We start from the raw sequence: 20,364 nt of genomic DNA on the forward strand, positions 1-20,364 counted from the left end.
CCACAGATAGGCCCGCAAACAAAGAGGCAGGCCCGAAAGCCTGCCGTCTCGTCCCGCCCCACTGCCCGGCAGCGCCCGTTTTTGCGGCGCTTTGCGTTAAGCGAATCCTAAGCGATGAAGTGATTCGCCGTCAAGTGACTGATTCGCTTAACTGGTCGGCGCGTAGATTTCGCAGATCGGGCTGACGGGGGTCGGGCTGACCAGAAACGGCGTTTCGGGTGGCATCCCGCTTTGTTCAAGCCAGACGCCGTTGAGGCAGAAATCCTGCGCATAATTGCCAAGGTTGAACCCGAAACCCGGATCGCCGCAATCATCGGCATCGCCATTGGCGTTCCACGCCTGACTGACCCCCAGCCCAAGTTCATCCGGCGTCAGAAAGGCACCGCGCAGCGGATCGAAATGCAGCTGCCATGTTGCGTCCGCGTCGCGCGTCTGCATGTCCCATTTGCCAATCAGCAGACCATCAAGATAGCCCGCGATGCGAAATTGGGTGACGTCAGCCTCGGTCAGCAGCGGCTGTGACAGGGCGACTGGGTTCACCGTCATCTGGCCGGTCATGGTATAGCCGTTGGCACCTTCCCAGCAGAAATAGAAATCAACCGCTTGGGCCTGCGTGCCGATCAATGCGGCGGCGGCGGCCAGTCTGGCGATCATGCCCCGTTTTCCCGCATCACATGGCCCGCCAGATACAGCGATCCGCAGATCAGGATGCGCGCCTGCGGATGCGCCGCCCTGATCGCGCTGATCGCGTCCTGCACGCTGGCGGCGGTGCTGGCGGGCAGGCCCACATCCGCGGCAAAGCGGGCGGTATCTTCGGCGGGGATCGTCGCTGCCTCGCCGGGGATGGACACGGCGGTCAGGCTTTGGGCGATACCGGCCAAAGGGCGCAGATAGCCTGCGATATCCTTGGTGTTCAGCATCCCGCAGATTAGATGCGTGGGGCGCGGCGATTGCGCGCGCAGCGTCGCGGCCAGTGCGACGCCAGCGGCGGGATTATGCCCGCCGTCCAGCCACAATTCCGCAGGGGCAGCCAGATCGACCAACGCGCCTTTGGTCAGTTTTTCCATCCGCGCGGGCCAATAGGCGCGGGTGACTGCCGCCTCGCAAGCCGCCTCATCTTTGCCCAGATGGCGAAGTGCTGCGATGGCGGCACCTGCGTTCATCACCTGATGCGGGCCGGGCAGGTTGGGCAGCGGCAGGTCCAGCAGGCCGCGGTCATCCTGATAGATCAGCCGGTCGCGCTCGGTGCTGACATGCCAATGTTGGCCATAAGCCAGCAACGGCGCGCCGTTGCGCGCGGCGACGGCCTCGATCACATCCATGCTTTCGGGGTGCTGCGGGCCGACAACACATGGCACACCGCGTTTGATGATCCCCGCCTTTTCACCTGCGATGGCGGCCAGCGTATTGCCCAGATATTGCTGGTGATCCAGATCGACCGGCGTGATGATCGTCAGCGCCGGGCGTGCCACCACATTCGTGGCATCGAGCCGCCCGCCAAGCCCGACCTCGAGCAGCGTGTAATCAGCCCGCGTTTCGGCAAAGACCAGCAGGGCGGCGACAGTCGTGATCTCGAAATAGGTGATCGGGTCAGTGCCATTGGCCTGATAGCAGCGGTCCAGCACATCGCTCAGCGCGGGTTCTGTGATCAGATCACCCGCGAGCCTGATGCGTTCGTGAAACCGTGCCAGATGCGGTGACGTATAGGCATGCACAACGCTGCCGCCCTGTTCCAGCCCCGCACGGATCATCGCCTGCGTGGACCCTTTACCATTGGTGCCCGCGACATGGATGACGGGGGGCAAACGGTCTTGCGGATCGCCCACGGCAGACAACAGCCGCCAGACGCGATCCAGCGTCAGGTCAATGACCTTGGGGTGCAAAGCCATCATCCTTTGCAGGATTGCGTCAGAGCCTGGTGTCACTTGTCCGCGTCCACCATTGCGGGCGTGGGGGTGATGTCAGGGGCTGGCAGATCGCCCTTGATCGCCGGGGCCTGTCTGGTCAGCAGGCGCACGATGGTGACCAGTTCATCTTTCAGATCGGTGCGTTTCGTCACCCGGTCCAGCATCCCGTGATCCAGCAGATATTCGGCGCGCTGGAACCCTTCGGGCAGTTTTTCCCCGATGGTCTGCTCGATCACTCGCGCACCGGCAAAGCCGATCAGCGCATTGGGTTCGGCGATCTGGATATCACCCAGCATCGCATAGGACGCGGTGACACCCCCCGTGGTCGGATGGGTCAGCACGACGATATAGGGCAGCCCCGCCTCTTTGAGCATCTGCACCGCGATGGTGGTGCGTGGCATCTGCATCAGGCCAAGGATGCCTTCTTGCATCCGCGCGCCACCGGCGGCGGAAAACAGGATCAGAGGGCGCTTGAGCGCAATCGCGCGTTCGGCGGCAGCAACGATAGCATTGCCGACATACATCGACATTGACCCCCCCATGAAGGAAAAGTCCTGCACGGCGACGACAACGCCGGTGCGGCCCATGTCACCCTCGGCAACCAGCATCGCGTCTTTTTCGCCGGTTTTCTTGCGGGCTTCCTTGATGCGGTCGGTGTATTTCTTCTGGTCGCGGAAATGCAGCGGGTCGGCGACAGGTTCAGGCACAGCCACCTCGACAAAGACGCCGCCGTCGAACAAGGCCCGCAACCGGTCGCGCGCGACGATCGCCATGTGGTGATCGCAATTTGTGCAGACATTCAGGTTGTCGGCAAGTTCGCGGTGGAACAGCATGGTCCCGCATTCGGGACATTTGGTCCATAGATTCTCGGGCACTTCGCGGCGCGAAAACAACGAATTGATCGTTGGACGAACGTAATTGGTGATCCAGTTCATGGGCGGGCCTTCTACTTGACCAAAAACAGATATGACCCTGCGGGTGAAAATGCAATCAGCGCTTGATCGCTATCCGTGCGGCCAGCCACATCACTAGCACCCAAAAGCCCAAGGTCAGGGCCTGAACAATCACCGACGGATCAAGCAAGGTCGCAAGGCTGTAATCAAGGGCTGCGGGGTCTTCATAGGGATAAACGAACAAAGCAAGGCCCGAGGCCGTCCAATCCGCGACCGCGTAAAGCAGCAGCGCAAAGGCGTTATTGGCCAGATGCAGCCCGATGGCGGCACCCAGATTGCCAGTCCGCGCGGTCAGATCGGCGCAGGCCAACCCCAGCAAGGCTGCCCAAACCGCCCAGATCAGCCCGTCGGCGGGACCATAGCCGTTCGCATAATGCAACGCCCCGAACAGGACCGAGGGAAACACCATCCACGCCCAGCGCGATTGCGACAGGCAGGCCAATTGCTGTTGCAAATAACCGCGAAAGAACAGCTCTTCGGTGCCGACCTGCACCAAAAGCGCCAACAGACCGACAGGCAGCAGCAAAAGCCAAGTACCGACGTCGCGCATCACCACCGCTTCATCGGCAAAGGGGCGGGGCGGCAACATTTCGACCACCAGCAGGACCAACCCGACAGCCCAGACAACCTGTATCAGCTTCGCCCAGGCAGCACTGCGACCACCAACCAGCGACCAGAACCCGCGCCGGTGCAAAACAGGCAACAAACCCACAAGGCCAAGCCCCGCGACACCAAAGCTGAAGAATTGCAGCAGCGTGCCAAATGCGCTCGTCCCTGCGACATAGGCATCGCGCGCGGCGTCCGGCAAAAGCAGGACCAGACCGACAGGGGACAGCACGAAAATCAGTTCGACCAGCAAGATCATGGTCAACACGCGCCACATGTCCCGCACCGGCCATGCAGGGCGGATGAACGCGGCATGGGCGCGGTAGGGATCATTCATACCCCTGATTACACGCCCAGCCACACAGCCCGCAATGGCGGTTTCGCGCTTGTGTCACTGACGCCCGTTATTTAGACCAAATCCAACAGTTTTTCGGAGAGAGATTTCATGCCCAGCAACCGTGTCGACAAATCCAAATTGCCCAGCCGCCACGTGACCGAAGGCACGTCTCGCGCGCCGCACCGGTCCTATTTTTATGCGATGGGCCTGGACGAACATGAGATCGCACAGCCTTGGGTCGGTGTCGCCACCTGCTGGAACGAAGCAGCCCCCTGCAACATCACGCTGAACCGGCAGGCCCAAGCCGTCAAGGTCGGCGTCAAGAACGCCAAAGGCACGCCGCGCGAATTTACCACAATCACCGTCACCGATGGTATCGCCATGGGCCACGAAGGAATGCGGTCGTCACTCGCATCACGCGAAGCGATTGCCGATACCGTTGAACTGACGATGCGCGGCCATTGCTATGACGCGCTGGTCGGTCTGGCCGGTTGCGACAAATCCTTGCCCGGGATGATGATGGCGATGGTGCGGCTGAACGTGCCGTCGGTGTTCATCTATGGCGGCTCAATCCTGCCGGGCCGGTTGAACGGGCAGGACGTGACCGTCCAAGACGTGTTCGAAGCGGTGGGCAAGCATCAGGCCGGTAATATGACCGATGCGGAGCTCGAAATCCTTGAACGCGTCGCCTGCCCCTCTGCTGGGGCTTGTGGTGGACAATTCACCGCCAACACCATGGCCTGCGTGTCCGAAGCAATCGGTCTGGCGCTGCTCAATTCCTCTGGCGCGCCTGCGCCCTACGAATCGCGCGATCAATATGGTGTCGCTTCGGGCGAGGCCGTGATGAACCTGATCGCCAAGAACATCCGCGCGCGCGATATCGTCACGCGCAAATCACTGGAAAACGCGGCACGGATCGTGGCCTGCACCGGCGGGTCCACCAATGCCGGTCTGCACCTGCCTGCCATCGCCGCCGAGGCTGGCATTGATTTTGATCTGTCCGATGTCTGCGAGATTTTCCGCGATACGCCCTATTTCGTCGATCTCAAACCGGGCGGCAAATATGTCGCCAAAGATCTTTACGAGGCAGGCGGCGTGCCTGTCGTGCTGAAAGAACTGCGCAAGGCCGGTCTGATCCACGAAGATTGCATGACAGCGACAGGCCGCGTGATCGGTGAAGAACTGGACATGATCAAGGGTGAGGCGGATAACCGCGTCATCTATTCCGTCGCCAATCCGATCACGAAAACCGGCGGTGTTGTCGGCCTGAAAGGCAACCTTGCCCCCGAAGGCGCCATCGTCAAGGTCGCGGGCATGTCCGAGGAAGAACAGATCTTTACCGGCCCTGCCCGCGTGTTCGAATGCGAAGAAGACGCGTTCGAGGCCGTAAAAGCCCGCCAATATGAAGAAGGCGAAGTCATCGTTATCCGCAACGAAGGCCCTGCAGGCGGCCCCGGTATGCGCGAAATGCTGTCCACCACCGCCGCTTTGTCGGGCCAAGGCATGGGCAAAAAGGTCGCGCTGATCACCGACGGCCGCTTTTCAGGTGCGACACGCGGGTTCTGCGTGGGTCACGTCGGCCCAGAGGCCGCGCAGGGCGGCCCCATCGCGCTGTTGAAAGACGGCGACATGATCACGCTGAACGCGCGCACCGGCGAATTGTCGGTGGCGCTGACCGATGCAGAACTGGCCGAACGGCGCAAAACCTGGGCTGGCCCGCGCGAAACTATCTATGCCTCGGGAGCCTTGTGGAAATATGCACAGCTGGTCGGATCGACCCGTCTGGGCGCATTGACCCATCCAGGTGCCAAGGGCGAAAAACACATCTATATGGACCTGTAAGGGCATGTTCAGACGCGCCATCGCCTTGGTCGGGATCGCGGCACTTGCTGCCTGCAATCCTGTCGGCGTGGCGCAACCTGTGGCGCTGCTGACCGGTGATCTGGTGGTCACGCCGCCAGCGGGCTATTGTGCTGATCCGGTGTCCAGCCGCCTGCGCGCCGGTTTCGCGGTTTTTGCGCCCTGTGTCACGCTGGGCACCGATGCGCCCGTGCCATCCATTATTGGCGTGGCGATTGTGCAGGCCGGGGACATGGGTTCTGCCATGGTCACAGGCGCGGAAACCAGCCTCCACGATTTGCTGACCAGCCCGCAAGGCGCAGGGCTGCTGAGCAACGGCAGCGGTGCGACGATCAGCGTCATTTCCGCGCAAGCGTCAGGCGGGCGCGTGACCGTCCATTTCCGCGATACGGCTGCGCCCCCAATGGACGGGCTTGGCCCTGACGAATGGCGCGCCTTTACCGATATAAATGGCCGGCTTGTTACAGTGTCGGTGCGCGGGCTGGATGACGCGCCATTGTCGGCAGCGCGCGGTGACGCCTTGCTGGATCAGGTCCTGCGCGGCTTGTCAGCGCCGCAAGGCACGCCATAAACGGACCACCCGAAAGGACCACAAAGCGATGCCAATCACGCCACAGGGTTTGCTGGGCCGACTGTTTCACAAAGGCGCGCTGGCGCGGTGGCGCGCGGCCGCAAGGCGCGCAGACAAGACAGACCTGATCGCCCTGCGTGCGCAACGCTATCAAGCACGGCAGTTGAAAACCACCTTGCTGGATCTGTGCCACCAAGCCGACGACAGGCTGGCCCTGCCCCTGATCGGGTCCGACAGCTTTGCCCGGCCGGTCGGGACGGATTGGGCATGGCGGCCCGCGGTCTGGCGGCGGAAGCTGGATACAGCCGGGCGCGCACCGGTGCGTAACACAACGCGGATCGGAGAAGAAATTGGCATCTTTCACGATTGCCCGCGATCACAAATCACTGTCCGCCAAACCCGAAACCTGCGTGATATTGATATTTCACCGTTTGGTTTGCGCATAGAAGTTTTCCATTTTGATGGCAGCTATCTGTCGCTGGCCCTTGACCTGCCCGCGGCCAGTTGCGCGGGCTTGCGCAAGCAGCATGTCATCGCGCTCACGGCCATGGTCGAGGCGGAGCAGCCCATCAGCATCTTTGCGCGGCTGAACCTGCGCAATGGCCCCAATACCGAACAGATATTGCTGCCACTGCCGCAGACCGGCGCGCCATCGACGGTCGCCTTCGATCTTGCCTATACCCAGCTAAACGAACAGCGGGCAGAGCATATCTGGATCGACCTGATGTTCGAAAATCCGGCGATGAACTGCGTCACCCTGCGCGATCTGACCATCTGCCGCTATCCGCGCGCGCAAGTTTGAAAGGTGCTTCATGTCCCATCCGGTTTTGACACAATCGCAATTGCGCGCAGGCATCTGGGAGTTCACCGTTACCTGCACGGCGACACCCGACCTGATCGCCAGCCATGAAGGACAGGTTTTGCCCGATCTGCGCTGCACCCAAGGGTCAGGGCCAGACAGCTGGCGATGCAGCCTGCCGGTGCCAGCCGCGATCTTGCATGACGGATTGCAAACCATCGTGATCCGCAGCGCGGACGGCATCACCATCGGCAGTCTGGCCATCCTGTCGGGTGCAGCGCTGGCCGATGACATCCGCGCGGAAATCGACCTTTTGCGCTGCGAACTTGACCTGCTGAAAGCTGCATTCCGCCAGCAACATCATCCCAAAACGGATTAGGCTGCTTGCGGTTTCCCGCTGGTGATCCATCTGGTGATGTGACGCCACGTTGGGCGTGACGCGGCGGGCAGCTTTGGCCATTCTTTGCATAACCAGAGAGGCCCGCCATGACGCAATATCCACATCTTCTTGCACCGCTTGATCTGGGGTTTACCACGCTCAAGAACCGCGTGCTGATGGGGTCAATGCATACCGGTCTGGAAGAAACCGGCGATTGGAACCGCGTTGCCGCATTCTATGCCACCCGCGCGCGCGGCGGTGTCGCGCTGATGGTCACCGGCGGGATGGCCCCCAACACCGAAGGCGGCGTTTTCCCGGGTGCGGCAGGGCTTTATACCGATAAAGACATTGCCAACCACCGCATCGTCACAACCCGCGTCCATGATGCAGGCGGCAAGATCGCGATGCAGATATTGCATGCAGGCCGCTATGCTTATGGTCCCAAATGCGTGGCGCCTTCTGCAATCAAATCCCCGATCTCGCCCTTCGCGCCGCAGGAATTGGACGAGGACGGGATCGAAAAGCAGATCAGCGATATTGTCACCGCCGCCACCCGCGCCCGCGAAGCAGGCTATGACGGGGTCGAGGTGATGGGGTCCGAAGGCTATTTCATCAACCAGTTTCTGGTCACCCATACCAACAAACGCACCGACCGCTGGGGCGGGTCTTATGAAAACCGGATGCGCTTGCCGGTCGAAATCATGCGCCGCGTGCGTGCCGCCGTGGGCCTCGATTTCATCGTGATCTACCGGCTGTCGATGATCGACCTGATCCCCAACGGATCGACTTGGGAAGAGGTCGTTCAGCTTGCAAAGGCGATCGAGGAAGCAGGGGCGACCATCCTCAACACCGGCATCGGCTGGCACGAGGCGCGGATTCCCACCATCGCCACATCCGTGCCGCGCCGCGCATTTGCATGGGTCACGCAGAAATTGATGGGCGAAGTGTCGATCCCGATCATCACATCGAACCGGATCAACACCCCCGACGTGGCTGAACAGGTGCTGGCCGAAGGCTGCGCCAATATGGTCAGCATGGCGCGGCCTTTCCTTGCCGATCCTGATTTCGTGGCCAAGGCCGCGGCGGGCAAGGCTGCCGAAATCACGCCCTGCATCGCCTGCAATCAGGCCTGCCTTGATCACACCTTCAGCGGCAAACTGTCGTCCTGTCTGGTCAATCCACGCGCCTGCCATGAAACCGAACTGACCATAGCGCCCGCGACAACCTGCAAAACGATCGCTGTCATCGGCGCTGGCCCTGCGGGCCTGTCCGCCGCCCTGACCGCCGCAGAGCGCGGGCATCATGTCACGCTGTTCGACAAATCAGACCGGATCGGCGGGCAGCTGAACCTTGCCAAACAGGTGCCCGGCAAAGAGGAATTCTGGGGCCTTGTTGATTACTACGACACAATGGTCGCCAAGGCAGGCGTCACACTGGCGCTGGGCCGTGTCGCGACACCAGATGATCTGGCCGGTTTTGACGAAATCATCATCGCAACAGGCGTGCTGCCGCGTGATCCTGCAATACCGGGGCAGGATGGCCCCAATGTCGTGTCCTATATCGACGTGCTGCGCGGCGCGGCAACGGTCGGCGACAAGGTCGCCATCATCGGGGCGGGCGGGATCGGGTTCGATGTGGCGGAATTTCTGGTGACCGACCACAGCCCGACAGACCACCTGCCCGACTGGTTGCAGGAATGGGGCGTGGGCGACCCCGCCGAGGTGCGCGGCGGCCTGCGCGCAGAAGGCCCACAGCCCGATGCACCGGTGCGCCAAGTGACGCTGTTGCAGCGCAAGGCCGAAAAGCTGGGCAAGCGGCTGGGCAAGACAACAGGCTGGATTCACCGTGCAGGCCTGCAGATGAAGAATGTGCAGATGATTGGCGGCGTGAATTACGAAAAGATCGACGCAGCGGGATTGCATATCAGCCATGGCGCGGATCGCAGCGATCCCAAGCTTATCGCGGCCGATACGATCGTGCTTTGCGCCGGTCAGTTGCCCGAACGCGGCCTTGCCGACCAGCTGATCGCAGCAGGGCAAAACGTGCATGTGATCGGCGGCGCGGATGTAGCGGCTGAACTAGACGCAAAACGCGCCATCGACCAAGGCACACGGCTGGCGGCAACGCTCTAGCGCCACAAAGCCACAGCCAAGCCTGTGGTGAATACCCCTAAATCGGCAGGGGTCTTTGCCATTTTCTGTTTCCAGATTGTCACCAAAGCCGATCTCTTCCCCCATATTGTCAGGCATTTGTCCCATTCCTGCCTGAATTAGGCGGCAGGATTGTCTGAATGGCACAAGTAAGTTGGAAGTCGGGAATGGATCGCCTCACGGAAATGGAAGCCTTTGCAACGGTTGTTGATCAGGGTGGCTTTACCGATGCGGCGAAAAGGATGGGGATTTCCAAATCGGCCGTCTCCAAACATGTGTCCGCGCTAGAGGCGCGGCTGGGTGCGCGGCTTTTGAACCGGACCACCCGCCGCGTCAGCCCCACGGAAATCGGGCTGGCCTATTACGACCGCGCGCGCCGTGTGCTGAACGATGCGGGCGAAGCCGATGCGCTGGTCACATCCATGCAGACAGCACCTTCGGGGTTGTTGCGGATCAGCGTGGCCACCGATTTCGGGGTGAATCACCTGTCGCAGGTTCTGGGCGCATTTCTGGGCGCCTATCCCGAAATCACCGTGAACATGGTGCTGAACAACCGCTATGTGGAACTGATCTCGGAAGGGTTCGACATGGCGGTGCGGATTGGTGAGCTTGAAGACAGCACCTTGCGCGCGCACAAACTGACCGAAACCACACGGCGCATGATCGCAAGCCCCGACTATTTCACACAATACGGCCGTCCCAACAAAATCGACGATCTGAACAATCACAAGTTACTGCATTATTCCAACCAGGCCAATTCCGCGGTCTGGAAACTGACCGCGCCATCGGGCGAAAGGCGGCAGGTCCGCACGGCCGGCTGGCTGACGGTGAATGACGGGCAATCGCTGCTGAACGCCTGTATCGGCGGGCTTGGCATCGCCTATCTGCCCAGTTTTCTCTACGCCGACGCCATGCGCAAAGGTCTGGTCGCAGAGGCGATCCCAGACTTGCCAATTGAAACCCAGGGGATTTTTGCCGTTTACCCGCAAGGGCATTTCACACAGCCAAAAGTCCGTGCTTTCGTCGATTTTCTGTCACGCACATTTGCCGGCAAAGGCCCCGATCGCTGGTAGCAGCGCCAAGCTTGATGTGAGCAACGATCTGTTAATCCGTGCCGGATAAGCTGCGCCTGTCGATCGAGGGGCGTTTATGGAAAAGATGATCAAGCTTCTTGCGCCCCGCAGCCGGCTGGGCGTGGTCACGCGTGTGCTTTTGTTTACCGCTGCGCTGTCCTTGGCCAATATCGTGTTTTCCGTCATTATTGCGCCGCTTCTGCCGGATGTTCCATTCCTCTATGGTATTGCAAGGGCGGTCTTTGTCGCTATGCCGTTGTTATGTTTGCTGTTCGGGGTGATGATGTATCAGGCACAGCTGCAACGCCGGCTGTCATTCATGTCGCGCAAGGATTGGCTGACCGGGATGAACAACAGGCGGACCTTCTTCGACCTGGCCAGCACGCGAAGCCGACAATGTAAAACAGGCATCTTGTTGATGCTTGACGCAGATCACTTCAAGCAGATCAATGACACGTATGGCCATCAGGCTGGTGATATCTGTTTGAAAGCAATTTCTTACATGCTTTCACGCAACCTGCGTGTGGGCGATGTCAGCGGTCGGATTGGGGGCGAGGAATTTGCCATCCTGCTGGCTGATGCAAAGCCCGACCACGCCCGCGTGATTAGTGAACGCCTGACCAAACCCATTCCGTTTCGCGTCGGACCTGCGCATCTGACTATCACGCTATCAATCGGTGCTGTCATTACCTCGCCCGAGACGCCATTGGAGGTTTCGCTCAGCCTTGCGGACAAGGCGTTGTATCAGGCCAAATCAGAAGGCCGCGCGCGCGTGGTATTTGCAGAGCCTGTTTTTGACAGCGGCCAGATTCGGTTGGCTCTGTGATCGCGCTAATCCGTCGATGTGACGATGACTTCGACCCGCCGGTTGGCATCGCGTCCCGTTTCCGTCTGATTAGACGCAATCGGCGCAAGATAACCCATACCTTCGGCCGCGAGCTGGCGCCTGTTAACGCCGTGCCTGGTGACAAGCCGGTCCAGAACGGCCCTTGCACGGCGCTGTGACAGCGCGATGTTGATGTCCAGCGCACCGGCGGAATCGGTATGGCCGACCAAGGCAACCGACCTGTCGGGATAGGCGGCAAGATAGGCTGCCAGTTCGGCCAGCGATGCGAATGCGGCCTCGCTTAATTGGGCAGAGCCTATCGTGAAATCCAGATCACGCAGGATCGCATGCCCCAGATCATCCAATTGCTGCGCAAGGCTGCCATTGGCCTGCCCGACCGGCGCAGCTGTCGCCGTGGCCAAAGGCTGCATATCCAAGCCCGTGGGTGTGATCTGCGTGATCTGCACAAAGCTGGCGTCAGCCATCCGACTGATGACGAGCGTCAGATATTCCAGCCCGTCCGCTGTCGTGCGTTCCGCCGCCAGATACCTGAAATCGCCAATATTCACCTGCATTTCCGGTGGCGGCAAGGTATCGATCGCAAAGCGAAAGTCGAACCCGCCGCAGGCCTCTGTCTGGCATTCGAACAGGATGCGGAAACGCGCATCGCGCAATTGGTCGCGCAATGGGCGCAACAATGCCAACGTGGTCAAAGACTGCGTCGCAATCCGCCAAGCCTGCTGCGTCACATACCCTTCGACCGGCAGGAAAGGCACCGCCCCATCGGCCCAAATACCCGTTGGCAAGGCATAGCTGTCCAGATGAAGATCACCTGCGGCCTGCAACACGGCGTCCGCCGGAAGCTCCAGCACTTGCGCCTGCGCTGACATGCCCCAAAGCGCAAACAAACCTGCCGCAAGTCTGATCATCGGGCCTGCGCGTGATAGGCGTCGTTCGGGCGCATATCGGTCGCTGATGCGATCCGGTTGGTCATGTTGAAAAACCCTGCGACAGCGGCGATATCCCAGATGTCACGATCCGAAAACCCGACCTGCCGCAGCGCGTCACGGTCTTTTTCGGTGATCGTCGCGCTGGCCAGCGTCATGGTTTCGGCAAATAGCAGCATCGCCGCCTGGCGCGCATCCAGCGGGGCCACCCGCCAGTTCATCACCAGCATTTCGCCCAAGGCCGGATCGCCTGACAATTGCCGCACCGCAGCCCCATGCGCCGTCAGGCAATAGTAACATTTATTGGCCGACGACACCGCGACCGCGATCATTTCGCGGTCCAGCTTGGACAGGCCGGATGGGGCCAGCATCACATCGTTATACAGCGCGGTAAACGCGTTCAGCTTGTCGATATCAAAAGCATAGGCGCGCAGGACATTCGGCACGAACCCCAGCTTTTCCTGACAGATGTCAAAGTATTTCTGGGTCGGCTCCGGCAGCGGATCGACCATCGGCAAGTCAAGGGCGGTGGGTTGGTCGGTCAAGGCTGTTCTCCGGCATGATGCGATAATGATACTGTCCCACAACCTCCATCCCGAGGGAAGCATAGAGCGCATTGGCGGCAGTATTCGCCTGCGTCGCGACCAGCGTCAGCCAGCGCGCACCCTGCCCCCGCGCCCAGAAGGCGCTGGCGACCATCATATGCCGTGCCAATCCTTGCCTGCGATGCGCCGCCGCGATTTCGACGGCATGCACCATGACGCAATCCCCGTGGATAGCTGCGAACAAGGTGCCTGCGGGCCGGTCGTTGATCCGCCCAAGGATCGTGGTTTTCGGCATCGGCGCACGGTCCATGATGGCAAGCCTGCCTGCGGTGATCCCCCCTGCGGCCCAAATCTCTTCCTGTGCCGCAAGCGGTGGCCAGACCTCGAAGGTCGTCACAGGGGGCGGGCGCTGGGTGGCGATCTGATCCAAGGCGGCGGCATGGATATTGACGGGGTCCTTGATCACATAGCCGCGCTGCGCCAGCGCGTCATCAAGCGCGCCCTCGCCTGCGCGAATCATGAACAGCGGCGTCTGCCCTGCCGCGCGCATGGTGGTGGCGGCCAGCGTGATGTCATTGGCGGTCCACGGCCCCTGCGCCGTAGCGGCGCAAACGCGGCTGCTGTTGCTGGCATCAAGCCGGATCGTCCAAGGCCCGATATTGCGCTGCGCTGCGGGTGGCCATGTGCCTGCGATCACCTGATAGCAATATTGCGCAGATGGCAGGCTCATGCGGCGAACAGGTCTTGCAGACGCGCAAAGGCGGCTTCGACCGCGGCCTGATCCGCGCCCCGGATCACAAGGTTCGCGCCGTAAACACCGTTGCGTTGAAACGGATAGGACCCCACCGACAGATCGGGATGATCGGCGGCAAACGCACCCAAAGGCCCGGCGATATCGCCCTCGCCGCGGATCACCTCGAGCGTGCGGGACAAAAGCGGCGCGCCGCCTGTCAGGGTCGGCAGAACGCTGGCGACCATCGCCTGAAACACCATCGGCACGCCCGCCATCACATGCACATTGCGGATGCTGAACCCAGGTGCGGTGCTGACGGGATTGTCGATCAGCGTGGCACGCGCGGGGATACGGGCCATGCGCAAACGGGCCTCGTTCAACTCCTGCCCCGACCGGTCGTAATGCGCCTGCAACAAGGCGCGCGCATCATCGCGCACGTCAATCGTGTCGCCAAAGGCGGCGGCAATGCAATCGGCGGTGATATCATCATGCGTCGGCCCGATACCACCGCTGGTGAACACATGATCATACTCTACCGACAGCGCCTGCACCGCGGCGATGATCGCGGGGGCATGGTCACTGACGATGCGAACCTCGCATAGATCGATGCCGATCTCGGTCAGCCGCCCCGCCAGATGGTGCATATTGGCATCGCGGGTCCGGCCCGAAAGGATTTCGTCGCCGATCACCAGCATGGCGGCAGTAGGGTTGGGCATGTGTCGTCTCCTGTGAAGTCACCTGCTTTATAGATCGTGGCACGCGCTTTGCCATGCCCTAGAACTTTGGCACGACTTCCCATATATCGACCCGCATATGGCAAAGGATACGCGACGTGGACACCAACAAAGGCCGCATGACCAAAGACGGCATCCGGATTTATGAACCCGCCGATTTCGACGGCATGGCCAAGGCCGGCGCGCTGGCGGCCATGATCCTTGACGAGATAGCAGGGCATGTGACCCCTGGCCAGACCACGGGTGAGCTGGACCGCCTGATCACCCAGATGGTCGCCGACGCCGGTGCGATCTCCGCGACCATCGGCTATAAGGGTTATCAGCACGCCAGCTGCATTTCGGTCAATCACGTCGTCTGCCACGGCATCCCCGGCGACAAGGTGTTAAAGGATGGCGATATCCTGAACATTGACGTCACCGTCATCGTGGATGGATGGTATGGCGACACCAGCCGGATGTATGTTGCGGGCAGCGTATCGCGCAAGGCCGAACGGCTGATCGACGTGACCCATGCCGCCTTGATGAAAGGGATCGCCGCCGCCAAGCCCGGCAATACCTTTGGCGATATCGGCCATGCGATCCAAGCCTATGCCGAAAGCCACCGGATGTCGGTTGTGCGCGATTTCTGCGGGCATGGCTTGGGCCGCGTGTTTCATGCGCCGCCCAATGTGCTGCATTACGGGCGCGCCGGTACCGGGGCCGTGCTGGAAGAAGGCATGTTCTTTACCATCGAGCCGATGATCAACCTTGGCCGCCCTGAAACCAAGGTCCTGGCCGATGACTGGACCGCCGTGACACGCGACAAATCGCTTTCGGCGCAGTTTGAACATTCGGTGGGGATTACCGCCGACGGGTGCGAGATCTTTACCACTTCGCCCAAGGGGCTGTTCCACCCGACCTATCCCGCCTGAGCGATGGGGCACCGGTTCTGGCCTTGGCTTGTCCTGATCGTGTCACTGGCCCTTGCGGGCCTGTCGATATTCCGGCTGGAACAGGCAGGCGCGGGGCTGGTCACATCCGACCTGGCCGTGGGCGAAACCCCTGTCACCGTGGTATCGCGGCCCGATGTCACCGACGCCCCCGTGGTCGTGATCGCCCATGGCTTTGCCGGATCGCGCCAGTTGATGATCGGTTTTGCACAGACGCTGGCGCAGGCAGGTTACATCGTTGCAAGCTATGATCTGGAAGGGCATGGGCGCAATCCGGTGCCAATGTCGGGCGATGTGGCATCGATCGATGGCACCACGCGGCTCTTGGTCGCGGAATTGGGCCGCGTGATTGACGCAAGCTTGGGCCTACACGGTGCGAACGGGCAATTGGCGCTGCTGGGTCATTCGATGGCGTCCGACATCATTGTACGCCAAGCCATCGCTGACAGCCGCGTGGATGCGACCGTGGCGGTATCCATGTTCTCGACCGCAGTGACGGCGGATGCGCCCGCCAATCTGCTGGTCATCAACGGCGCATGGGAAACCGCACTGGCAGCCGAGGGGCTGCGCGTCCTACGCTTGAGCGACCCTGACGCGCGTTTCGCGCAGACCTTGGGCGATCCGGCGGCAGGGACAGGGCGGCGCGCGGTGCTGGCCCCGTCGGTGGAACATGTCGGCGTGCTCTATGCTCCGACCAGCATGGTTGAGACACGCGACTGGCTGAACGCGGTGTTCGCCCGCCCGCACGCCACGCCCGTCGCCGCACGCGGTGGCTGGATCGCGCTGCTGATCGTCAGTGTGACCGCCCTCGCATGGCCCTTGGCGCAGCTGGCGCGGCCTTTGCGTGCGGCCAAACCACCCAAGCGGTTGCCGCGGGGCACGTTCTGGGCCGCGAGCTTGGTGCCGACGATCCTGACGCCGCTGATCCTGTGGCCGTTCGAGATCGGATTTCTGCCTGTGCTGGTCGCGGATTACCTTGCCTTGCATTTCGCGCTGTTCGGGCTGATTGGACTTTCGTTTCTTGCCCGCGCGGGGGCCTTGCGCTGGGACGCGACAGGATTGCTGCTGGCGCTGCCGATCGCGGTGTTCTGCATCGGCGTTTTCGGAAGCATGCTGGACATCTATGTGGCCTCCTTTTTCGCCATCGGTGCGCGGATATGGATCGTGCTTGCCATCGCGGCGGGGGCGGTGCCGTTCATGCTGGCCGATGCCTATCTGACCGAAGCAGGCCGCGCGCCTTTGTGGCGGGTGCTGGTGGTGCGCACCAATGCGCTGGTCTCGCTTGGCATCGCCACGGCGCTGGATATCGAGGGGCTGTTTTTCCTGCTGCTGATCCTGCCGATCATCTTGTTGTTCTTTGTGCTGTTCGGCACATTGGGCGGCTGGATCGGGCGGGCGACGCAGCGGCCGATCGCGGCGGGCGTGGGCCTTGGCGTGTTTCTAGGCTGGGCTTTGGGCATGACATTTCCGCTTTTCGCAGTGTGATCTTGCAATCGCGGGGCGCTTCGTTATCTTTGTGCCGTTGCTAGCGGCGACACCTTTCCCCCCCATTATCATGAAAGGATGCACGCGATGCACCTGCTCTCCCATGCCACGCTGGCTTTGCTGGTGCTGACGACACCCGCCTTTGCCCAAGAGGTCACATTGCGGTTCCAGCACTTTGTTGCGCCCGCCAGTGCCAACCCGACCTATTTCATGCAGCCTTGGGCCGACGCGATTGCCGAACAATCCGGCGGGCGGATCAAGGTCGAAATATACCCTTTTATGCAATTGGGCGGGTCCGCCACCAACCAATATGACCTGATCCGCGACGGTGCGATTGATGGCGGCTGGGTAATCCCCGGCTATCAGCCCAACCGCTTTCCCGAGGCCGAGGCGCTGGAACTGCCCTTCATGACCACCAAATCGGCACAAGAGGCGAGTGCGGCGGCGTGGGAATTCACGCAGGATTACCTGGTGGATGACTTCGCCGATATCCATATCATCGCCGCCCATATGCATGGCCCCGGTATTTTACACAAACGCGGGGACGCGCCCGCGACGATAGAAGATTTCGCCGGGCTGAAACTGCGCGGCCCGTCGCGCACCGCGACATTGTTGCTGGAAGAACTGGGCGCATCGCCCGTCGGCATGCCCGTGCCGCAATTCCCCGAGGCGATTGCACGCGGTGTCGTCGATGGCGGCGTGATCCCTTGGGAACAGGCCCCGTCGCTCAAGCTGGATGAATTGACCGACAGCCATACCGATGTGGCGGGCGACCGGTCGCTGTATAACCTGTATTTCCTGTGGGCGATGAACAAGGCGACCTATGACGCGCTGCCCGATGATCTGCGCGCGGTGATCGACGCCAATTCCGGCCTGATGGCCAGCCGCTGGGCCGGGCGCGCGCATGACACAGGCGATGCTGTCGGGCGCGACGTGATGGCTGCCAGCGGCAACACGATTGCCGAACTTTCGGCGGCGGAGACCGCAGAAATCATGGCTGTTGGTGCCGGTGTCACCAGCCGCTGGATCGCGGAGATGGACGCCAAAGGCTATGACGGTGCGGCGCTGGTCGCGGCGGCACAATTCGCGGTGGAGGCAAATATCGGGCAATAAAGAAAGGGGCTCTGCCCCTCCCCCGGATTACATCCGGGGTTCACCCCGGAGTATTTTTGGAAATAAGAAGTGCGCGGTGTCAGGTCAGCCGGGCGACGACATAATCGGCCAGATCGACCAGCATGGTTTTCAGCGCATGGTCGGGGATTACGCCCAGCGCCTCCTTGGCCTTGGCCGCCCAGAGAATCGCATCCTGACGGGTGCTTTCCAGCGTGCCGTGCCGGTGCAGCAGGGCAATCGCATGATCCAGATCACCGTCTTGCTGACGGCCCTTTTGAATCGTCCGTTCCCAAAAGGCGCGTTCATCGGCATCCGCAGCCGCAACCGCGCGGATCACCGGCAGGGTCAGTTTGCGTTCGCGGAAATCGTCGCCCACATTCTTGCCGGTGGCCTTGGTGCCGCCGTAATCCAGTAGGTCATCGACGATCTGGAACGATATGCCCAAGGCATCGCCGTAATCGAACAAAGCCTGTTTGATGGCAGGGTCTTGTCCTGCAATCTCGCCGCCGACTTCCATCGCGGCGGAAAACAGGGCGGCGGTCTTGCCGCGCACGACCTTGATGTAGATGTCTTCGGTCGTGGCCAGATCGGCGGCGGCGGTCAATTGCAGCACCTCGCCTTCGGCGATCGTGGCCGAGGCGTTGGCAAGGATATCGAGTACCCGCAATGAGCCTGTTTCCACCATCAACTGGAACGATCGCGCGAACAGGTAATCGCCGACCAGCACGCTGGATGTATTGTCCCAGAGCAGGTTCGCCGTGGGGCGACCGCGCCGCTGGCTGCTTTCGTCGACCACATCATCATGCAGCAGGGTGGCGGTGTGGATGAATTCCACCGTTGCCGCCAGATGGATATGGTAAGGCCCGTCATAGCCACACATACGCGCAGCAGCCAAGGTCAGCATCGGGCGCAGGCGTTTGCCGCCCGCCTCGACCAGATGGGCGGTGACCTGTGGGATGCGTGGTGCATGTTCAGAGGCCATGCGGTCGCGGATCATCGCATTGACCGCTGTCAGGTCATCCGCCAAGGCGGCCGCCAATTGTTCATGGGGTTTGGTGGCGGCGTGATCGAGGCTCATACAAGGTTCCGTCATGTGAATGGACAAGGGCGGAGCGCCGCCGTAATCCTTGGGTATGAAAGAGCTTTTACGCACCAATGACGTGACCGTCATCGCCTTTGCAACCGCCCTGTTAGACGCGGAAGGTATAGACTGGTTCACCTTCGACGACAATATGAGCATCATGGAAGGCAGTATCGGCATCATGCCGCGCCGCCTGATGGTGCATGACCGCGACTTGTTCATGGCCGAAGCCGTGATGCGCGATGGCGAGATTGATCTGGGGCGTGGCTGAAGATGTGACCTGTGACGCCTTTTTGGGCGGGCGTTTGCAGATTTTGCAGCCGCGCCACGGCTATCGTGCAGGCGTCGATCCTGTGCTGCTGGCCGCCAGTATCGCCGCGCGCGCCGGCCAATCGGTGCTGGAACTCGGGTGTGGGGTGGGCACGGCGGCCTTGTGTCTGGGGCGGCGGGTGCCGGGGCTGGCGCTGACTGGCGTCGAAGTGCAGACCGAATATGCGGATCTTGCGCGGCGCAATGCCGCTGCAAATGATCTGCCGCTGGAGGTGATCACCGCCGATCTGCGCGCGCTGCCTGCGGGTCTGCGCCAGAGACGATTCGATCATGTCATCATGAACCCGCCCTATTTCGACCGTGACAGTGGCACAGCGGCCAGCGATCCCGGCCGCGATACCGCGCTGGGGGGCGACACGCCCTTGGCGGATTGGCTGGACATTGGCGCGCGCCGGCTTGCGCCCAAAGGCTATTTGACCCTGATCCAGCGTATCGAACGCCTGCCCGAGGTTCTGTCAGCCCTGCAAGGACGGCTGGGCTCAGTGGTGGTTTTGCCCATCGCGGGGCGCACCGCGCGGGCGCCGGGGCTATTCATCCTGCGCGCAAGGCAGGAAGGGCGCGCACCGTTCTGCCTGCTGCCCGCGCTGGAAACGCACATAGGCATCGCGCATGACGGCGACAAGGACAGCTATACCCCGCTGGTCGGCGCTATTTTACGCAGCGGCGCCGATCTGCCCATGGGCCGTTAATGTTTTGGCAAGTTCTGGCTGGTGAAATGCAAATAGGGGGAATTGCTGCACTGCCGCGTGACAGACAGGCGGAAACGTGTTGCAATTCCGTTACGTTTAACCAGCAGGAGGAAGATCATGAGCTTGAGTTCGCATTTGCAGGAACTGAAGAAAAAGCACCAAACCCTCTCGGACCATGTCGAGGTGATGCAACGCGCGCCCGGCGTTGATGATCTTGAGCTGGCAAAACTCAAGAAGAAAAAGTTGCAGATCAAGGAGGAGATCACCCGTCTTGCAACCCATTGAATAGACGCTGAGGCCGGCCCACGGGCTGCCAG

At 61.3% G+C, this 20,364-nt stretch carries 22 protein-coding genes; 13 read left to right on the forward strand and 9 right to left on the reverse strand.

The genetic code is table 11. The annotated features are described in order from the left end of the window. Nucleotides 1-147: 147 nt before the first annotated feature. The 4 genes from ACPF9B_RS11630 to ACPF9B_RS11645 are packed head-to-tail and all read right to left on the reverse strand — an operon-like array spanning nucleotide 148 to nucleotide 3,803. Nucleotides 148-654 carry a hypothetical protein gene (locus ACPF9B_RS11630; protein WP_424177549.1) on the reverse strand — a complete coding sequence of 169 codons (507 nt, stop codon included), beginning with the start codon at nucleotides 652-654 and terminating at the stop codon, nucleotides 148-150. Then, entirely contained in the window at nucleotides 651-1,892 is a 1,242-nt protein-coding gene (locus tag ACPF9B_RS11635; protein ID WP_424180419.1) for a bifunctional folylpolyglutamate synthase/dihydrofolate synthase, read from the reverse strand. Before ACPF9B_RS11635 ends, ACPF9B_RS11630 begins: the two co-directional genes overlap by 4 nt. A 29-nt stretch (nucleotides 1,893-1,921) precedes the next feature. Next, the gene (gene accD / locus ACPF9B_RS11640) at nucleotides 1,922-2,842 is read right to left on the reverse strand and encodes an acetyl-CoA carboxylase, carboxyltransferase subunit beta (protein WP_007206711.1); all 921 of its coding nucleotides are present in this window, start codon (nucleotides 2,840-2,842) and stop codon (nucleotides 1,922-1,924) included. A gap of 55 nt (nucleotides 2,843-2,897) precedes the next feature. Beyond that, nucleotides 2,898-3,803, reverse strand: coding sequence for a lysostaphin resistance A-like protein (locus tag ACPF9B_RS11645; protein ID WP_424177551.1), 906 nt, complete (start codon nucleotides 3,801-3,803; stop codon nucleotides 2,898-2,900). A 108-nt stretch (nucleotides 3,804-3,911) separates the two neighbouring features. Between ACPF9B_RS11645 and ilvD the strand changes: the two genes are divergently transcribed. From ilvD to ACPF9B_RS11680, 7 genes are all read left to right on the forward strand, one after another. Next, the gene (ilvD, locus tag ACPF9B_RS11650) at nucleotides 3,912-5,645 is read left to right on the forward strand and encodes a dihydroxy-acid dehydratase (protein ID WP_424177553.1); all 1,734 of its coding nucleotides are present in this window, start codon (nucleotides 3,912-3,914) and stop codon (nucleotides 5,643-5,645) included. Nucleotides 5,646-5,649: 4 nt separating this feature from the next. Next, entirely contained in the window at nucleotides 5,650-6,234 is a 585-nt protein-coding gene (locus ACPF9B_RS11655) for a hypothetical protein (protein ID WP_007206708.1), read from the forward strand. Nucleotides 6,235-6,262: 28 nt separating this feature from the next. Next, nucleotides 6,263-7,036, forward strand: a complete 774-nt coding sequence (locus ACPF9B_RS11660) for a DUF6478 family protein (protein ID WP_424177555.1) — start codon at nucleotides 6,263-6,265, stop codon at nucleotides 7,034-7,036. Nucleotides 7,037-7,046: 10 nt separating this feature from the next. Next, nucleotides 7,047-7,412, forward strand: a complete 366-nt coding sequence (locus tag ACPF9B_RS11665; RefSeq protein WP_007206706.1) for a hypothetical protein — start codon at nucleotides 7,047-7,049, stop codon at nucleotides 7,410-7,412. Nucleotides 7,413-7,519: 107 nt separating this feature from the next. Further along, complete coding sequence (locus ACPF9B_RS11670; RefSeq protein ID WP_424177558.1) at nucleotides 7,520-9,544, forward strand: FAD-dependent oxidoreductase; 2,025 nt, start codon at nucleotides 7,520-7,522, stop codon at nucleotides 9,542-9,544. Between the two features lie 185 nt (nucleotides 9,545-9,729). Next, nucleotides 9,730-10,635 (forward strand): LysR family transcriptional regulator, encoded by a 906-nt coding sequence (locus tag ACPF9B_RS11675; protein ID WP_424177560.1) that lies wholly within the window; start codon nucleotides 9,730-9,732, stop codon nucleotides 10,633-10,635. Between the two features lie 160 nt (nucleotides 10,636-10,795). Then, nucleotides 10,796-11,461: a GGDEF domain-containing protein gene (locus ACPF9B_RS11680; protein WP_424177562.1), complete on the forward strand. Its 666-nt coding sequence runs from the start codon at nucleotides 10,796-10,798 to the stop codon at nucleotides 11,459-11,461. A 5-nt stretch (nucleotides 11,462-11,466) separates the two neighbouring features. Here ACPF9B_RS11680 and ACPF9B_RS11685 read toward each other — a convergent pair whose 3' ends face one another. From ACPF9B_RS11685 to ACPF9B_RS11700, 4 genes are read right to left on the reverse strand one after another with little or no spacing between them, the layout of a single operon-like run. Further along, nucleotides 11,467-12,390, reverse strand: coding sequence for an OmpA family protein (locus ACPF9B_RS11685; RefSeq protein ID WP_424177564.1), 924 nt, complete (start codon nucleotides 12,388-12,390; stop codon nucleotides 11,467-11,469). Further along, complete coding sequence (locus ACPF9B_RS11690; protein WP_040482992.1) at nucleotides 12,387-12,953, reverse strand: peroxidase-related enzyme; 567 nt, start codon at nucleotides 12,951-12,953, stop codon at nucleotides 12,387-12,389. The genes ACPF9B_RS11685 and ACPF9B_RS11690 overlap by 4 nt, the downstream gene beginning before the upstream one ends. Beyond that, a complete protein-coding gene (locus ACPF9B_RS11695) occupies nucleotides 12,928-13,683 on the reverse strand; it encodes a GNAT family N-acetyltransferase (protein ID WP_424177566.1) in 756 nt (251 codons plus the stop codon). The genes ACPF9B_RS11690 and ACPF9B_RS11695 overlap by 26 nt, the downstream gene beginning before the upstream one ends. After that, a complete protein-coding gene (locus ACPF9B_RS11700) occupies nucleotides 13,680-14,402 on the reverse strand; it encodes a competence/damage-inducible protein A (RefSeq protein ID WP_040482991.1) in 723 nt (240 codons plus the stop codon). The genes ACPF9B_RS11695 and ACPF9B_RS11700 overlap by 4 nt, the downstream gene beginning before the upstream one ends. A 137-nt stretch (nucleotides 14,403-14,539) precedes the next feature. Between ACPF9B_RS11700 and map the strand changes: the two genes are divergently transcribed. From map to ACPF9B_RS11715, 3 genes are all read left to right on the forward strand, one after another. After that, a complete protein-coding gene (gene map, locus ACPF9B_RS11705; RefSeq protein WP_424180421.1) occupies nucleotides 14,540-15,331 on the forward strand; it encodes a type I methionyl aminopeptidase in 792 nt (263 codons plus the stop codon). Between the two features lie 3 nt (nucleotides 15,332-15,334). Continuing rightward, entirely contained in the window at nucleotides 15,335-16,834 is a 1,500-nt protein-coding gene (locus ACPF9B_RS11710) for an alpha/beta hydrolase (RefSeq protein ID WP_424177568.1), read from the forward strand. Nucleotides 16,835-16,912: 78 nt separating this feature from the next. Then, nucleotides 16,913-17,947, forward strand: a complete 1,035-nt coding sequence (locus tag ACPF9B_RS11715) for a TRAP transporter substrate-binding protein (RefSeq protein WP_424177570.1) — start codon at nucleotides 16,913-16,915, stop codon at nucleotides 17,945-17,947. 79 nt (nucleotides 17,948-18,026) lie between these two features. Here ACPF9B_RS11715 and ACPF9B_RS11720 read toward each other — a convergent pair whose 3' ends face one another. Further along, on the reverse strand, nucleotides 18,027-19,025 hold the full coding sequence (locus ACPF9B_RS11720; protein ID WP_007206695.1) for a polyprenyl synthetase family protein: 999 nt from the start codon (nucleotides 19,023-19,025) through the stop codon (nucleotides 18,027-18,029). Between the two features lie 55 nt (nucleotides 19,026-19,080). Between ACPF9B_RS11720 and ACPF9B_RS11725 the strand changes: the two genes are divergently transcribed. The 3 genes from ACPF9B_RS11725 to ACPF9B_RS11735 all read left to right on the forward strand — a co-directional run bounded on the left by ACPF9B_RS11725 (nucleotide 19,081) and on the right by ACPF9B_RS11735 (nucleotide 20,332). Next, a complete protein-coding gene (locus ACPF9B_RS11725) occupies nucleotides 19,081-19,299 on the forward strand; it encodes a DUF2007 domain-containing protein (protein ID WP_007206694.1) in 219 nt (72 codons plus the stop codon). Then, nucleotides 19,271-20,047 carry a tRNA1(Val) (adenine(37)-N6)-methyltransferase gene (locus ACPF9B_RS11730; RefSeq protein WP_424177573.1) on the forward strand — a complete coding sequence of 259 codons (777 nt, stop codon included), beginning with the start codon at nucleotides 19,271-19,273 and terminating at the stop codon, nucleotides 20,045-20,047. Before ACPF9B_RS11725 ends, ACPF9B_RS11730 begins: the two co-directional genes overlap by 29 nt. 117 nt (nucleotides 20,048-20,164) lie before the next feature. After that, the gene (locus tag ACPF9B_RS11735) at nucleotides 20,165-20,332 is read left to right on the forward strand and encodes a DUF465 domain-containing protein (protein ID WP_007206692.1); all 168 of its coding nucleotides are present in this window, start codon (nucleotides 20,165-20,167) and stop codon (nucleotides 20,330-20,332) included. Nucleotides 20,333-20,364 lie beyond the last annotated feature (32 nt).

Origin of the sequence: Yoonia sp. TsM2_T14_4 (assembly GCF_049602355.1) — a bacterium.
Lineage (GTDB): Bacteria > Pseudomonadota > Alphaproteobacteria > Rhodobacterales > Rhodobacteraceae > Yoonia > Yoonia vestfoldensis_A.

Bases quoted from the DNA above. Each gene is read 5' to 3' on its own strand.
- ACPF9B_RS11630 (WP_424177549.1), bottom strand. From the start codon at position 654: ATGATCGCCAGACTGGCCGCCGCCGCCGCATTGATCGGCACGCAGGCC.
- ACPF9B_RS11635 (WP_424180419.1), bottom strand. From the start codon at position 1,892: ATGATGGCTTTGCACCCCAAGGTCATTGACCTGACGCTGGATCGCGTC.
- accD (WP_007206711.1), bottom strand. From the start codon at position 2,842: ATGAACTGGATCACCAATTACGTTCGTCCAACGATCAATTCGTTGTTT.
- ACPF9B_RS11645 (WP_424177551.1), bottom strand. From the start codon at position 3,803: ATGAATGATCCCTACCGCGCCCATGCCGCGTTCATCCGCCCTGCATGG.
- ilvD (WP_424177553.1), top strand. From the start codon at position 3,912: ATGCCCAGCAACCGTGTCGACAAATCCAAATTGCCCAGCCGCCACGTG.
- ACPF9B_RS11655 (WP_007206708.1), top strand. From the start codon at position 5,650: ATGTTCAGACGCGCCATCGCCTTGGTCGGGATCGCGGCACTTGCTGCC.
- ACPF9B_RS11660 (WP_424177555.1), top strand. From the start codon at position 6,263: ATGCCAATCACGCCACAGGGTTTGCTGGGCCGACTGTTTCACAAAGGC.
- ACPF9B_RS11665 (WP_007206706.1), top strand. From the start codon at position 7,047: ATGTCCCATCCGGTTTTGACACAATCGCAATTGCGCGCAGGCATCTGG.
- ACPF9B_RS11670 (WP_424177558.1), top strand. From the start codon at position 7,520: ATGACGCAATATCCACATCTTCTTGCACCGCTTGATCTGGGGTTTACC.
- ACPF9B_RS11675 (WP_424177560.1), top strand. From the start codon at position 9,730: ATGGATCGCCTCACGGAAATGGAAGCCTTTGCAACGGTTGTTGATCAG.
- ACPF9B_RS11685 (WP_424177564.1), bottom strand. From the start codon at position 12,390: ATGATCAGACTTGCGGCAGGTTTGTTTGCGCTTTGGGGCATGTCAGCG.
- ACPF9B_RS11695 (WP_424177566.1), bottom strand. From the start codon at position 13,683: ATGAGCCTGCCATCTGCGCAATATTGCTATCAGGTGATCGCAGGCACA.
- ACPF9B_RS11700 (WP_040482991.1), bottom strand. From the start codon at position 14,402: ATGCCCAACCCTACTGCCGCCATGCTGGTGATCGGCGACGAAATCCTT.
- map (WP_424180421.1), top strand. From the start codon at position 14,540: ATGACCAAAGACGGCATCCGGATTTATGAACCCGCCGATTTCGACGGC.
- ACPF9B_RS11710 (WP_424177568.1), top strand. From the start codon at position 15,335: ATGGGGCACCGGTTCTGGCCTTGGCTTGTCCTGATCGTGTCACTGGCC.
- ACPF9B_RS11715 (WP_424177570.1), top strand. From the start codon at position 16,913: ATGCACGCGATGCACCTGCTCTCCCATGCCACGCTGGCTTTGCTGGTG.
- ACPF9B_RS11720 (WP_007206695.1), bottom strand. From the start codon at position 19,025: ATGAGCCTCGATCACGCCGCCACCAAACCCCATGAACAATTGGCGGCC.
- ACPF9B_RS11725 (WP_007206694.1), top strand. From the start codon at position 19,081: ATGAAAGAGCTTTTACGCACCAATGACGTGACCGTCATCGCCTTTGCA.
- ACPF9B_RS11730 (WP_424177573.1), top strand. From the start codon at position 19,271: ATGGCGAGATTGATCTGGGGCGTGGCTGAAGATGTGACCTGTGACGCC.
- ACPF9B_RS11735 (WP_007206692.1), top strand. From the start codon at position 20,165: ATGAGCTTGAGTTCGCATTTGCAGGAACTGAAGAAAAAGCACCAAACC.